The sequence below is a fragment of the Pseudomonas sp. S2_B10 genome (assembly GCF_054668425.1).
In genome coordinates this window covers 5043201-5056881 of sequence record NZ_CP162768.1, presented here as the reverse complement: position 1 = coordinate 5056881, position 13681 = coordinate 5043201, and the positions used below count along the sequence as shown (strand labels likewise).

The 13681-nt window shown below is 62.2% G+C and carries 8 protein-coding genes; 6 read left to right on the top strand and 2 right to left on the bottom strand.

Annotated elements, in window-relative coordinates; all coding sequences use genetic code 11:
- Positions 1 to 4: 4 nt before the first annotated feature.
- On the top strand, positions 5 to 1399 hold the full coding sequence (locus AB4O45_RS22505; RefSeq protein ID WP_460160567.1) for an efflux transporter outer membrane subunit: 1395 nt from the start codon (positions 5 to 7) through the stop codon (positions 1397 to 1399).
- A 624-nt stretch (positions 1400 to 2023) separates the two neighbouring features.
- On the opposite strand, the gene pvdP is transcribed toward AB4O45_RS22505, so the two are convergent.
- A complete protein-coding gene (pvdP, locus tag AB4O45_RS22500) occupies positions 2024 to 3649 on the bottom strand; it encodes a pyoverdine maturation tyrosinase PvdP (protein ID WP_252887636.1) in 1626 nt (541 codons plus the stop codon).
- A gap of 207 nt (positions 3650 to 3856) precedes the next feature.
- Between pvdP and pvdM the strand changes: the two genes are divergently transcribed.
- The 5 genes from pvdM (at position 3857) to AB4O45_RS22475 (ending at position 11786) form a co-directional block, all read left to right on the top strand.
- Entirely contained in the window at positions 3857 to 5221 is a 1365-nt protein-coding gene (gene pvdM, locus AB4O45_RS22495; protein ID WP_460142963.1) for a pyoverdine-tailoring dipeptidase-like protein PvdM, read from the top strand.
- Complete coding sequence (pvdN, locus tag AB4O45_RS22490) at positions 5218 to 6504, top strand: pyoverdine-tailoring periplasmic protein PvdN (protein ID WP_460160566.1); 1287 nt, start codon at positions 5218 to 5220, stop codon at positions 6502 to 6504. Before pvdM ends, pvdN begins: the two co-directional genes overlap by 4 nt.
- 36 nt (positions 6505 to 6540) lie before the next feature.
- Complete coding sequence (pvdO, locus tag AB4O45_RS22485; protein WP_258707871.1) at positions 6541 to 7428, top strand: dihydropyoverdine dehydrogenase; 888 nt, start codon at positions 6541 to 6543, stop codon at positions 7426 to 7428.
- A 109-nt stretch (positions 7429 to 7537) separates the two neighbouring features.
- Positions 7538 to 9187: a cyclic peptide export ABC transporter gene (locus AB4O45_RS22480; RefSeq protein WP_460160565.1), complete on the top strand. Its 1650-nt coding sequence runs from the start codon at positions 7538 to 7540 to the stop codon at positions 9185 to 9187.
- A gap of 115 nt (positions 9188 to 9302) precedes the next feature.
- Positions 9303 to 11786 (top strand): TonB-dependent siderophore receptor, encoded by a 2484-nt coding sequence (locus AB4O45_RS22475; protein ID WP_177342708.1) that lies wholly within the window; start codon positions 9303 to 9305, stop codon positions 11784 to 11786.
- 888 nt (positions 11787 to 12674) lie between these two features.
- On the opposite strand, the gene AB4O45_RS22470 is transcribed toward AB4O45_RS22475, so the two are convergent.
- Positions 12675 to 13637, bottom strand: coding sequence for an alpha/beta hydrolase (locus AB4O45_RS22470; RefSeq protein ID WP_460160564.1), 963 nt, complete (start codon positions 13635 to 13637; stop codon positions 12675 to 12677).
- Positions 13638 to 13681: the final 44 nt, after the last annotated feature.

Genomic DNA, 13681 nt, shown 5'->3' with positions numbered 1-13681 from the left:
ACCTATGAAAGTGCGACTGACGTTCCTCGCCGCCAGCCTGTTGCTGGCGGCCTGCAGCAGCCCGGTGCCGCGCCTGGACAGCGGCGTGCAGCCACCGAGCGCGTGGCAGTCCGTCGACAGCCATGGCGCGCTGCAGAGCAATCGACAATGGTGGACGCAGTTCGGCAGCCCCGAGCTGGAGCGGCTGGTGGAACAGGCGCGGCTGGGCAGCTACGACCTCGCCGCCGCCGTGGCACGGGTCAGACAGGCCGAGGCCAGCGCAACCATTGCCGGCGCCCCGCTGCTGCCCGAACTCAAGGCCGGGCTGAACGCCAACCGGCAGAAACTGATCCACGGCAAGGGCTACAGCCAGTTGGATGTCAGTCCCGAGAATCGCTCGCTGGATTATTACGATGCCGAGCTCAGCGCCAGTTACGAAATCGATTTCTGGGGCGGCAAGCGTGCCGCGCGCGACAGTGCCGTGTTCGGTGTGCAGGCCAGCGAGTTCGACCGCGCCACCGTCGAGCTGACCTTGCTCAGCGGCGTCGCCAACAGTTACACCCAAACCCTGGCCTTGCGTGAGCAGGCGCGCATTGCCGAACTCAATCTGAAAAATGCGCAGAATGTGCTGCATCTGGTGCAGACCCGTTTCGACGCCGGCAGCGCCACCGCGCTGGAACTGGCCCAGCAGAAAAGCCTGGTGGCCGAACAACAGCGTCGCCTGCCGCTGGTGCAACAACAGGCCCGCGAAGCACTGATCAGCCTCGCCGCCCTGCTCGGCCAACCGGTGCAAGCGTTGCCGTTGCCCGAGCAAGCCTTCGCCCAATTGCACTGGCCGGACATCGCCAGTGGCGTGCCGAGCGACTTGCTCAGTCGCCGCCCGGACATTGCCAGCGCCGAGGCCAGACTGGCGGCGGCGCAGGCTGATGTCACCGTCGCCCGCGCCGCGATGCTGCCGAAAATCACCCTGACCGCCAGCCTCGGCAGCGGCGCCGACCTTGCCGCCGACCTGCTGCGCACGACGTTCTACAACCTGTCCTCGGGGCTGACCGCGCCGATCTTCAACAACGGCCGCCTCAGCGCCGAACGCGACAAGGCCAAGGCCCGCCAGGATGAACTGCTGGAGACCTATCGCGGGGCAATCATCAACGGTTTCGCCGACGTCGAAAAAGCCCTCAGCAGCATTCGCGGCCTCGACGAACAGCGGCAATGGCAAAGCGAAGAACTGAACCAGGCACAGACCGCTTTCGACATCGCCCAGAGCCGCTACCAGGCCGGCGCCGAAGACCTGCTCACCGTCCTGCAAACTCAGCGCACGCTGTATGCGGCGCAAGACCTGAACGTCCAACTGCGCCTGTCGCGGTTGCAGGCGAGCATTGCCTTGTACAAAGCGCTGGGGGGTGGTTGGGAAGTGATCTGAGGGCGATGCGTCGACTGAACTGACGCCTTCGCTGGCAAGCCAGCTCCCACAGGGATCAGGGTAAATCTGCTGTTCATTCGTATCTTTGAGATAGCTATCGCGAGCAGGCTCGCTCCCACAGAAAAGCAAAGCAGCGCAGCTGCCCGCGGCGAAGCCGCCCCACTCAACAATGAGCGTTAGCTCGAGTGCTTTTGATCTTGATCTACCGGCGACGTCGGAAGGCTGAGCGGAGGGATTGATCCGGGCGTGGGAGCGCAGCGACCGTCTGGCGCAGCCAGACACAGCGGAAGGAGGTGCAGCGAAGCAAACCGTAGCCGCTGCGCCCGGATCGATCCCGCAGCGAAGGAACCCGACCCTGCGAGGGCCGAACGCAGGAGCAAGCGTTTTTTTGCTTACTTTTTTTAGGCGTTTGTAAAAAAAGTGAGTCGCCGTAAGGGCGAAACCTTAGGTAGTCGTTACCGCAGCGATGGATATGTACGCCACCATAAATACCCCCTGTAGGAGTGAGCCTGCTCGCGAAGGCGGTGGGTCATCCGGCATAGCAGCTGATTGACACAACGCCATCGCGAGCAGGCTCGCTCCTACAAAAGATTGCGACCAATTCAGAGTATGTGTTGAACCAATCTAAAGCTGTCGGCCCTTGACCTTCAGGTGCCGCGCATACCAAGGGCGCTGCGGGACTTTGCGGAACAGCTCGGTCATGTTGTCTTCGTCGCCAAAAGTGATACGCAGCGCCAGCTTCATGGTCTCCGGGTCCATCTCCACTGAGCGTCCGACTTGCAGGCCGGGCACGGTGCTGCAGCCGTGGGTGTCGGGGCCGAGCCAGGGGTCGGCGACTTCCACCCAGCGTCCCGGCGCAAACCACGGCACGCCGTTGACTTCCAGACGGCTCACTTCGCCCGGGTGAAAACGTTCATGGGCGCGGAACCAGTCTTCCAGGCGGTCATCAATCCAGCCGTGGAAACGCCAGAACACCGGATTCACATGGGAGGAAAACGGATCACCGAGAAAGTCGTTTTCCGGCGCATACCAGCGCGCAGCGAAGTCCGCCTGATCGCGCGCCATCGGCACTGGAATGTCGTTGGATGGGTCACGCGCCACCGAAGCCCAGCGCATGTGCAGCCAGTCGTGCAGGCCCAGTTCGACTTCCGAACCGAACTGGCCAAGCGTCAGTTTCGACAAATAACGCGGATCACGGTACTGCGATTCCCAAACCAGAAAATTGCTCTGAAAAGTCTCCGCCGCTTTGATGTCGCTGACCCACTTGGTGTACTCGTCATCGCCCTCGGCCAGCCAGGTCGGCGGCAGGGAATTGCCGTCGTGATTGTCGAAATAGCGGGCGAATCCCTGTCGGTCCCGCTCCAGCTCAGGCTGCGGCTGCGGGAACGCCGGCCAGGAAGGCAAATCCTGCATCGAGCGGGCGATGCCAAGCATGTGCCGGTGCATAAAGAAAAAATCCACGCCCGAGCCATTGCGATCCTTGCTTGGCCCACGGGCGTCGCGCTCCTTGTCACGCGGCCCGGGCTGCCAGCCGATGCCGCGTAGCGCTTCGCGTTTTTTCTCCGAGAGCTTGTGCCACTTGTCGCGGGTGGCGTGCCAGAGCTGGTGGAACAACCGATGCTCGGGAGCCACCAGCCAAGCCAACAGTTGCGGATTAAGCCCGGTGCGTTCACGGGCCTCGGGAAAACGCCGCTTGATAGCGATGAATTGATTGTCCAGCTCGGGCAACGCCAACGGCCGATTCAGACGCAGCACTTGCCCGGTGAACGTGGCGCTGCCGGCATTGCCGAACGCCGCCCAGACCTCATCCAGTCTGACTTTGAATTCATACACCGGCGGTGCAAGTGGCGCATCGGTGCGCAGCAGGCGCCAATACATCTCGGCGCCGTTGCCCGGTGCCAGATCGCCAATCACTTGATAACGCACAGGCCCTTCGGCACGCAGATTCGCTCCGGTGTCGAGATAACCGCGCAGGCCGCGACCACGGTGGGCGATGTCGAGAAACAGTTCCAGGCCTTGCGCCGGCAAACCATCAAGCCCGGCCGCCGCACCGGTAAAGCGAATGTCCCAGACCCCACGCAAATTGTCCGCCAGCTGTTGCCCGGCGGTGTCCGCCAGATCGACCGTGGCCTCGCCCGGGGTGATCGGAAACTCCTCGCGAGTCAGTTCACGATGTGCATAAAAAGCGGCAGGCAGCGCGGCGCCCGTGAGTGCCATGCCCGCCATGAACCAGCGTCGAGAGATCGTCATTGCCCTACCTGTGTCAGCCATGAAGCAGGCTTTATCCAAGCTAGAACGTTTGCTCGGCGGGGAAATTTACGCCGCCGGCAAAACATCCCTGCGCCGCCGCCGGGCATTTGTAACGCACACCTAAATTAGCCGTTCAGCCACTCGTTCTTCCCAGATAGCAAAGGCCCCTGCGCCTGTACCTCGACGGCGAACCTGAATGAGATGGCAATGACAAAACCGCGTTGGAAAAAGGCTCTATTCATCGGCCTGCCGCTGGCCCTGGCGATCAGTGCCGGCGCAGGATTTCTGGCCTGGGATTACCTGAACAACCCCGGCTATCCGGTGAAGGTGATGAAACAGGCGACGGAGTTGCAGGATCGCCTGCTGTCGTTCGACAGCCACATCACCGTACCGCTGAGTTTCGGCAGCCACGACCACGAAGCCGACAAGGATGGCTCGGGCCAGTTCGACCTCATCAAGGCCAATCGCGGACGCCTGTCCGGCGCCGCGCTGACGGTGTTCGGCTGGCCGGAAATGTGGAACGGCCCGAATGCCCCGCACCGTCCGACCGAGGGTTTTGTCGAAGAAGCGCGCAATCAGCAGGAGGTGCGCTACAAGATCATTTCCGGGATCGTCCGCGACTTTCCCAATCAGGCCGGCATCGCCTACACGCCGGATGATTTCCGCCGCCTGCATGGCGAAGGCAAGTTTGCGATTTTCATCAGCATGCTCAACGCCTACCCGCTGGGCAATGACCTGAGCAAGCTCGACCTGTGGGCCGGGCGCGGCATGCGCATGTTCGGCTTCAGTTACATCGGCAACAACAGCTGGGCCGACTCGTCGCGGCCGCTGCCGTTTTTCAATGATTCGCCCGACGCCCTCGATGGTCTGTCGGACATCGGCAAACAAGCGGTGCAGCGCTTGAACGATCTGGGCGTGATCATCGACGTTTCGCAGATGTCGACCAAGGCCCTCGAGCAAGTCGCCGAACTGAGCCGTACACCGCTGGTGGCCTCGCACTCGGCGCCCCGGGCGGCGGTGGATATCCCGCGCAACCTCAGCGACAAAGAACTGCAACTGATCAAAAACAGTGGCGGCGTGGTGCAAGTCGTCGCCTTCTCGCAGTACCTGAAACCGCTGACCCAGGGCACGCAGGACAAACTCAATGCGTTGCGTGCGCGCTTCGATCTGCCGCCACTGCCCAATCTGGCCATGGCACTGATGCCGGGCGATCCGATCATCACCGCCTGGTCGGAACAGAAGCTCGGCCAATACGCCAGCGGCCTCTACGCGATCCTCGAAGAAGAACCGAAAGCCACCCTCAAGGACTTCGGCGACGCCATCGATTACACAGTGCGCAAGATCGGTATCGACCACGTCGGCATCGCCTCGGACTTCAACGACGGCGGCGGCATCAAGGGCTGGGAAAACGTCGGCGAGATTCGCAACGTCACCGCCGAACTGCTGCAGCGCGGCTACTCCGAAGCGGACATCGCCAAGCTCTGGGGCGGCAACTTCATGCGCGTCTGGGATCAGGTACAAAAAGCCGCGAAACCGGCGCTGGCGTCGCGCCAGGAGGTGGCGCGACCATGACCGATCGTCGCACTTTCCTCAAGCAGGCCGGCCTGCTCGCCGCCGCCCTGCCCCTGGGCGCCAGCCTGACTACACCGGCGGCCGTCGCTGCCGTGCCGACTGCCTCGCGGGACAAATGGGCGCAGTTGCGTCAAATGTTCGATCAGGATCCTCAGGCGATTCACTTCGCCAATTTCCTCGTCACCTCGCACCCCAAACCGGTGCGCGAAGCGATCGAACGCCATCGCGCGGCGCTGGATCTGAATCCGGGTCTGGCGATGGATTGGGATCTGGGCGTCACCGAGAAGCGCGAAGAAAACGTGCGCCACTGGGCAGGCCAGTATCTGCAAGCCAAACCGGCGCAAATCGCCCTGACCGGCAGCACCACCGAAGGCCTGGCGATGATCTACGGCAGCGTACAGGTGCGCGCGGACCAGGAAATTCTTACCACGGTTCACGAGCATTATTCGACGCGCAACATTCTCGATTTCCGCAGCCGTCGTGACGGCACGCGCGTGCGCAAACTCAAGCTGTTCGAAACCCCGCAGAGCATTTCTCTGGATCAGGTGCTCGACACGATCAATCGCAACATCCGCCCCGAAACCCGTGTGCTGGGCATGACCTGGGTGCATTCGGGCAGCGGCGTGAAGCTGCCGATCAGCGACATCTCGCGGCTGGTCGACGAGCACAACCGCCAGCGCGACGACAAGGATCGGCTGATCTACGTGGTCGATGGTGTGCACGGTTTCGGTGTCGACGACTTGAGTTTCCCGCAGATGAACTGCGACTTTTTCATCGCCGGCACGCACAAATGGATGTTCGGCCCGCGCGGCACCGGCATCGTCTGCAGCCGCACCGAAGAACTGAAATACGTCAGCCCCAGCGTGCCGACCTTCTCCGAGGCCACGGCTTTCTCGACCATCATGACCCCGGGCGGCTACCACGCCTTCGAGCATCGCTGGGCGCTGGACGAAGCCTTCAAGTTGCACCTGCAGCTGGGCAAGGCCGAGGTGCAGACGCGCATTCATCAGCTCAACAGCTACCTCAAGCAACGCCTGCAGGAGCACCGCAACATCGAACTGGTCACCCCGCTCGCCTCGCAGTTCTCCGCCGGTTTCACCTTCTTCCGGATCAAGGGCCAGGACAGCGATGAAGTAGCTGCCTGGCTGATGCAGAACCGGGTGATCTGCGACGCGGTCAGCCGCGACGTCGGGCCGGTGATTCGGACCGCGCCGGGCTTGCTCAACAGCGAAGCCGAAGTGGATCGCTTCATGGACATCCTCGGCACCAAGCTGCGTGCCTGACCCTCGACTGCCGTTTTCCTTTCAAAGAGACGACCCATGAAAAAGCCTCACGCGTCACTCCTCTCCAAAGCCCTGCCCGCACTGGCGCTAAGCGCCCTCTGCGCTGCCCTGTTGCCCGGCACCGCGCACGCGGCGACAGCACCCGCTGCGGGCAAAGTGTTCAAGGATTGCAAGGACTGCCCGGAAATGGTCGTGCTGCCGACCGGCAGCTACACCATGGGCACGCCGGACGATGAAGTCGGCCGCCAACCCGACGAAGGCCCGCTGCACACGGTGACGTTCAGCAAACCATTCGCTATCAGCCGCTCGCAGGTGCTGGTGGGCGAATGGGACGCCTATGTCCGCGAGACCGGCAACAAACCTTACGACTTCGATGACCGCCCCGGCCGCCGCTGCACCGCCGGCAAGCCGGAATTCAAACAGACGCCACGCGACCCGGCCGTGTGCATGAACGTCGCCGAAGCCCAGGGCTACATCGACTGGCTGTCGAAAAAGACCGGCCACGCCTATCGCCTGCAAAGCGAATCGATCCGCGAATACGCCGCCCGGGGCGGCAGCACCGGGCCTTTCCCGTTCCCGTTCGATGAGGGCAAGGATTACCAGATTTCCAGGCACGCCAACACTTACGGCGCAGCCGACGGCTACAACTTCACCTCGCCGGCCGGCACCTTCCCGGCCAATGCGTTTGGCGTGTTCGACGCCCACGGCAACGTCTACGAATGGACCGCCGACTGCTACCACCCGGACTACTCCGGCGTGCCCGCCGACGGTCGCCCATGGACCCAGGAAAACTGCGAACGCCAGGTCATGCGCGGCAATGACTGGGGCGAGGCGCCGATCTTCTCGCGCTCGGGCAACCGCAACAGCAGCTGGCCGACCAGCAAGGGCGACTGGCTGGGCTTCCGCGTAGTACGCGACCTCTGATCCCGCCCTCGACGAGCGCAGCCACGCCTGCGCTCAGTTAAAGAAACTACCCGACCATTCGTTTTCCTTAAGTACCGGCACTCCCTCCGCATCGAAGCAGGAATCCTCCATGACCAAGCCTACGCGTGGGGCGATCAACGAATTGTTCGCCCTGCTCAAGCCCTTCCGCCTGATCGTCTCGGCGTCCATCGTGCTCGGCATGCTCGGCGGCCTGAGCGTCACCGTGCTGCTGGCGACCATCAACAACGCCCTGCATTCCGATGACGGCCTGACCCGCACGGTGGTGATGATCTTCGCCGGCCTATGTACTCTGGCCCTGCTGACCACGATCCTGTCGGACATCGGCACCAACTACGTAGGCCAGCACATCATCGCCAAACTGCGCAAAGAGCTGGGGGAGAAAGTCCTGTCGGCGCCGATCGACCAGATCGAACGCTATCGCAGCCATCGCCTGATTCCGGTGCTGACCCACGACGTCGACACCATCAGCGACTTCGCCTTCGCCTTCGCGCCCTTGGCGATCTCCATGACCGTGACCCTTGGTTGTCTCGGCTATCTGGCCATGCTGTCGTGGCCGATGTTCCTGATGATGCTGGTGGCCATCGCCATCGGCACCACCATCCAGGCCATCGCCCGGGCCAAAGGCATGCGCGGTTTCTACGCCGCCCGCGATTCCGAAGACGAACTGCAGAAGCACTACAACGCAATTGCCGAAGGCGCCAAGGAACTGCGCATTCACCGCCCGCGTCGTCAGCGCATGTTCGTCGCCGGCATTCAGAAAACCGCCGAGAAAATCTGCGACACCCAGATCAGATCGATCAACACCTTCGTCATCGCCAAGTCGTTTGGCTCGATGCTGTTCTTCGTGGTCATCGGCATGGCCCTGGCCCTGCAATCGCTGTGGCCGAGTGCCGACAAAGCGGTGATGAGCGGTTTCGTTCTGGTGCTGCTGTACATGAAGGGGCCGCTGGAGCACCTGATCAGCACCCTGCCGATCATCAGCCGCGCGCAGATTGCCTTCCGTCGCATCGCCGAACTCAGCGAACAGTTCTCCTCACCGGAACCGCACCTGTTGCTGCAGGATCAGGGCAGCAAGCCAGCCGCCGTCAACAGCCTGGAACTGCGCAACGTGCGCTACGCCTTCCCGCCCGTGGAAGGCAGCGAACCGTTCCGCCTCGGCCCGGTGAACCTGCGCATCGAACAGGGCGACATTGTGTTTATCGTCGGTGAGAACGGCTGCGGCAAGACCACGCTGATCAAATTGCTGCTGGGCCTGTACGCGCCGACCGAGGGCGAAATCCGCGTTAACGACAAGCCGATCACTGCGGTCAATCGCGATGACTACCGGCAGAACTTCACGACGATCTTCGCCGACTACTACCTGTTCGATGACTTGATCCAGGGCGATCGTGAAGTGCCGCAGGATGCCACCCGCTACCTCGAACGTCTGGAGATCGCGCACAAGGTCAGCGTGCGCGACGGCGCCTTCAGCACTACCGACCTGTCGACCGGCCAGCGCAAACGCCTGGCACTGGTCAACGCCTGGCTCGAAGAGCGCCCGGTGCTGGTGTTCGATGAATGGGCGGCGGATCAGGACCCGACCTTCCGGCGGATTTTCTATACCGAGCTGCTGCCCGACCTCAAGCGTCTGGGCAAAACCATCATCGTGATTTCCCACGACGACCGTTACTTCGACGTCGCCGATCAACTGGTGCGCATGGAGGCCGGCAAGGTCAGAAGCGAACTGCAAACCGCTTGATCGAGGCAGCCGCGACCGGGCCGGAGAAAAAACTTTTCCGGTTTGCCGCGGCTTCCTCGTCTTAATGAGATGAATAAGAACCATTAACAACTATACCTGCCAAGGTCTTAACCTCATGTCCGCATCCCGTTTCATGCTTCGCCCTCTGACTCGAGCCCTGCTGATGCACGGCGCGACCCGCACACGCCTGGCCGGTAGCGGCCTGGGTCTGGCACTGACCCTTGCAGCAGCGCCGTATGTCCAGGCCCAGGAATGGACCCTGAACATCCCGGCCCAACCGCTGGCCCAGGCCCTGCAAACCCTCGGTCAGCAGACCAGCCTGCAAATCATCTACAGCCCGGAAAGCCTGCAAGGCCTGCGCTCCAGCGCCCTCAACGGCCGCTACCAGGATGACGAGTCACTGAAGGCGATGCTCAGCGGCACCGGCATTCGCTATCAGCGTGACGGCAACACCGTCACCGTGCTCGGCCCGGCCACCAGCGGCAACGCGATGGAACTGGCGCCGACCAACGTCAACGCCAACCGCCTCGGCGCCACCACCGAAGGCAGCAACTCCTACACCACCGGCGGCGTGACCATCGGCAAAGGCGTGCACTCGCTGAAGGAAACGCCGCAGTCGGTCACGGTGATGACCCGCAAGATGCTCGATGACCAGAACCTCAACACCATTGAACAGGTGATGGAGAAGACCCCGGGCATCACCGTTTACGACTCGCCCATGGGCGGCAAATATTTCTACTCGCGCGGTTTCCGCATGACCGGCCAGTACCAGTACGACGGCGTGCCGCTGGACATCGGCAGCAGCTACGTGCAGGCGGACAGTTTCAACAGCGACATGGCCATCTATGACCGCGTGGAAATCCTCCGCGGCGCGGCCGGCATGATGAAAGGCGCGGGCGGCACCGCCGGCGGCGTCAACTTCGTGCGCAAGCGCGGCCAGGACACCCCGCACACGCAGCTGTCGCTGTCGGCCGGCACCTGGGACAACTACCGCGGCCAGGTCGACACCGGCGGACCGCTGAACGACGCCGGCACTGTCCGTGGCCGCGCAGTGGTGACCCAGCAGACCCGTAAGTATTTCTACGATGTGGCTGAACGCCGCGACCAGATCTACTACGGCGCCCTGGACTTCGACCTCAGCCCTGACACCACCCTCGGTCTGGGCATGGCCTATGAAGACGTCGACGCCACCCCGTGCTGGGGCGGCCTGCCGCGCTACGCCGACGGCTCCGACCTGCACCTGAAACGCTCCACCTGCCTGAACACCTCGTGGAACAACCAGCGCAGCAAACGCGCCACCTACTTCGCCGACGTCAAACACCAGTTCAACGACGACTGGTCGCTGAAAGTCGCCGGCGTGTACTCGCGCAACACTCAGGACATGGAATATTCCTTCCCGAGCGGCACAGTGCCCTTGGGCGCCACCGCCACCAACACGCTGATGCTCGGCAGTACCTATGATTACGATCAGCGCGACTACGGGTTCGATGCCTACGTCGATGGCAAATTCGACGCCTTCGGCCAGCAGCACGAACTGATCGTCGGCGCCAACGCCAGCCGTTCGCACAAGGACGACTTCTACGCGGTGGCGGCATTGCCACAGCGCCAGAACGTGTTCAACCCGAACCACAACATCCCGCAGCCGGATGAAAGCTACTACCTGGCCAACGCCTCCCGTGGCGGCCCGGTGGACATGCACATCAAGCAATACGGCGCCTACTCGATCGCCCGCCTGAAACTCGCCGACCCGATGACCCTGGTACTCGGCAGCCGGGTCAGCTGGTACAAATCCGACACTGACTCGGTGCAGTACTTCCGTGGCGAAGGCACCGAGGTCAACACCCAGTCCACCGAAACCGGCCAGGTCACGCCCTTCGCCGGCCTGCTCTACGACCTCAACGACAACCTGACCGCCTACGCCAGCTACACCGACATCTTCACCCCGCAAGGCTCGTACAAAACCATCGACGGCAGCACGCTCAAGCCGCTGATTGGCCAGAGCTACGAGCTGGGGATCAAGGGTGAGTGGTACGACGGTCGTCTGAACACCACGTTCAACCTGTTCCGCACCATCCAGAAAGACGCGGCCCAGGATGACCTGCGGTGCGAAGACAGTTCGTGCCAGATCAACTCGGGCAAGGTCCGCGCCCAGGGCTTTGAAGCTGAAGTCAGCGGTGAAGTGATCGACCGCCTGCAACTGTTGGCCGGTTATACCTACACCCAGACCAAGGTGCTGGAAGATGCCGATGCCACTCAGGATGGCGCGGTCTACAACTCCTACGTGCCGCGTCACCTGTTGCGCGTCTGGGGTGATTACGCCCTGAGCGGGCCGCTGGACCGTGTGACGATTGGTGCGGGTGTCAATGCGCAGACGGGCACCTACCGGGTTTCGCCTCTGGGCGGGGACAATGTCGACGGCGCGGGTTATGCGGTCTGGAACGGTCGCATTGGTTATCGGATTGATGACACCTGGTCGGTGGCGTTGAACGGCAATAACCTGTTCGACAAACGTTATTACGCGACTATTGGTACCGAGGGGTTCGGTAACTTCTACGGGGATCCACGCAATTTTGTGATGTCGGTGAAGGCTGATTTCTGATTGCTCTTAGTTGTGTGGAAGCCCCGCTTTGGCGGGGCTTTTTGGTTTTTGGGATTGGGGGGCATATCCGTTGCTGCGGTGAAGGCTACTTAGGGTTCCGCCCTTACGGCGGGTCACTTTTTCCAAACGCCGGAATGCCGGCCCAGCGAAAAGTAACCAAAAAGGCTTTGCCCCGGCGTACGGCCCGCTCGCTGGAGCTCGGGGTACCTTCGTTACGGGACCGATCCGGGCGCAGCGGCTCCGGTTGGCTTCGCTGCACCTACACTCGCTGTGTACGACTGCGTCGTACGGTCGCTACGCTCCCACCCCCGGATCGATCCCGTAACGAAGCCTGCCGAAGGGGCAAAAGATCAAAAGCAAAAGCCAAAGCCAGAGCAAAAGCCCCTCACCCTAGCCCTCTCCCGAAGGGAGAGGGGACTGACCGAGGTGTTCAGGCGAAATACGCCGACTTGCGATATCGAGTCGAATGCAGATTCTGAAAAGCCCGCAAATCGGCTCCCTCTCCCTCGGGAGAGGGCTGGGGTGAGGGGCGAATCCAACACAGATCCAAAGCAGACCACACGCTTTTCACCACTCAACAATGAGCGTTAGCTCGAGTGCTTTTGATCTTGCTTTTGATCCACCGGCGACGTCGGAAGGCTGAGTGGAGGGATTGATCCGGGGGTGGGAGCGCAGCGACCGTTTGGCGCAGCCAAACACAGCGAGTGTAGGTGCAGCGAAGCAAACCGGAGCCGCTGCGCCCGGATCGATCCCGCAGCGAAGGAACCCGAGCCTGCGAGGGCCGAACGCAGGAGCTAGCGTTTTTTGCTTACTTTTTTTGGCGCTTGTAAAAAAGTAAGTCGCCGTAAGGGCGAAACCGCCAGCAGCAACACCAAAAAAAACGGATATTCACCCCATCCAAAAAGCCCGCGCAAGCGCCCCACCCACCCTCGAATAAACCTGCAGAACCCCAGGCACCACCGCCCCCAACCGCAACAAATCATGAGTCAACCCGGCACAAATCTCGACCTCGACCTCAACCCCCTGCCCACGCAGCCTGTCGACATAAGCCTGCCCCTCATCCAGCAACGGATCAAACCCCGCCAATACGACAATGGCCGGCGCCACCCCACGCAAATCCTCCGCCAGCAACGGCGAAAAACGCCAATCCAGATAATCCTCCGGCCCCCGCGCGTAGTGCTGATAAAACCACTCCAGCGTGTCGTTCTCCAGCAGGTACCCCTCGCCAAACAACAGCCGCGAATCATGCACCCGCGAAGCATCGGTCACCGGATAACACAACAACTGCGCCTTCGGCGCGATAGCCACCGTGTGCGGCTGCCGCACCGCCTGAATCGCCAGCACCGTCGCCAACGTGGCACCCGCGCTGTCGCCACCAAACGCAACGCGCGAACCATCCAGGCCGAGGCTCGCAGCCTCTTCGGCCAGCCAGGCCAAAGCGTCCTCGCCATCCTCCAGCGCTGTCGGAAAGCGATGCTCCGGCGCCAGTCGATAACCGACCGAGAGCACCGCACACGGCGTGCGCTGGCAAAACTCGCGGCAGACGCCGTCGTGGGAATCCAGACTGCCGACCACAAACCCGCCACCGTGGAAATACACCAGCACCGGCAGCGGCGATTCAATACCGTTGGGCCGATACAAACGCAACGCCAGCGCCGCACCGTCACGGGCCTGTGTTTCGATCTCGGTGACTTCAACATCCTGCGGCGCCGGCCAGCGCAGTTGCGCGGTGGTCTGCTCGAAGGTGGCGCGGGCCTCGCTCGGGGTCAGTTGGTGCATGGCCGGCAGGCCGGCGTCCTGGCTGTCTTGAGCGAGGTCGAGGAAAGCTTCCAGATCAGGGTGTAACGACATCGTTAAAAATCCTTGTATCCGCAATAAGACGGGCGCGCCTGGGC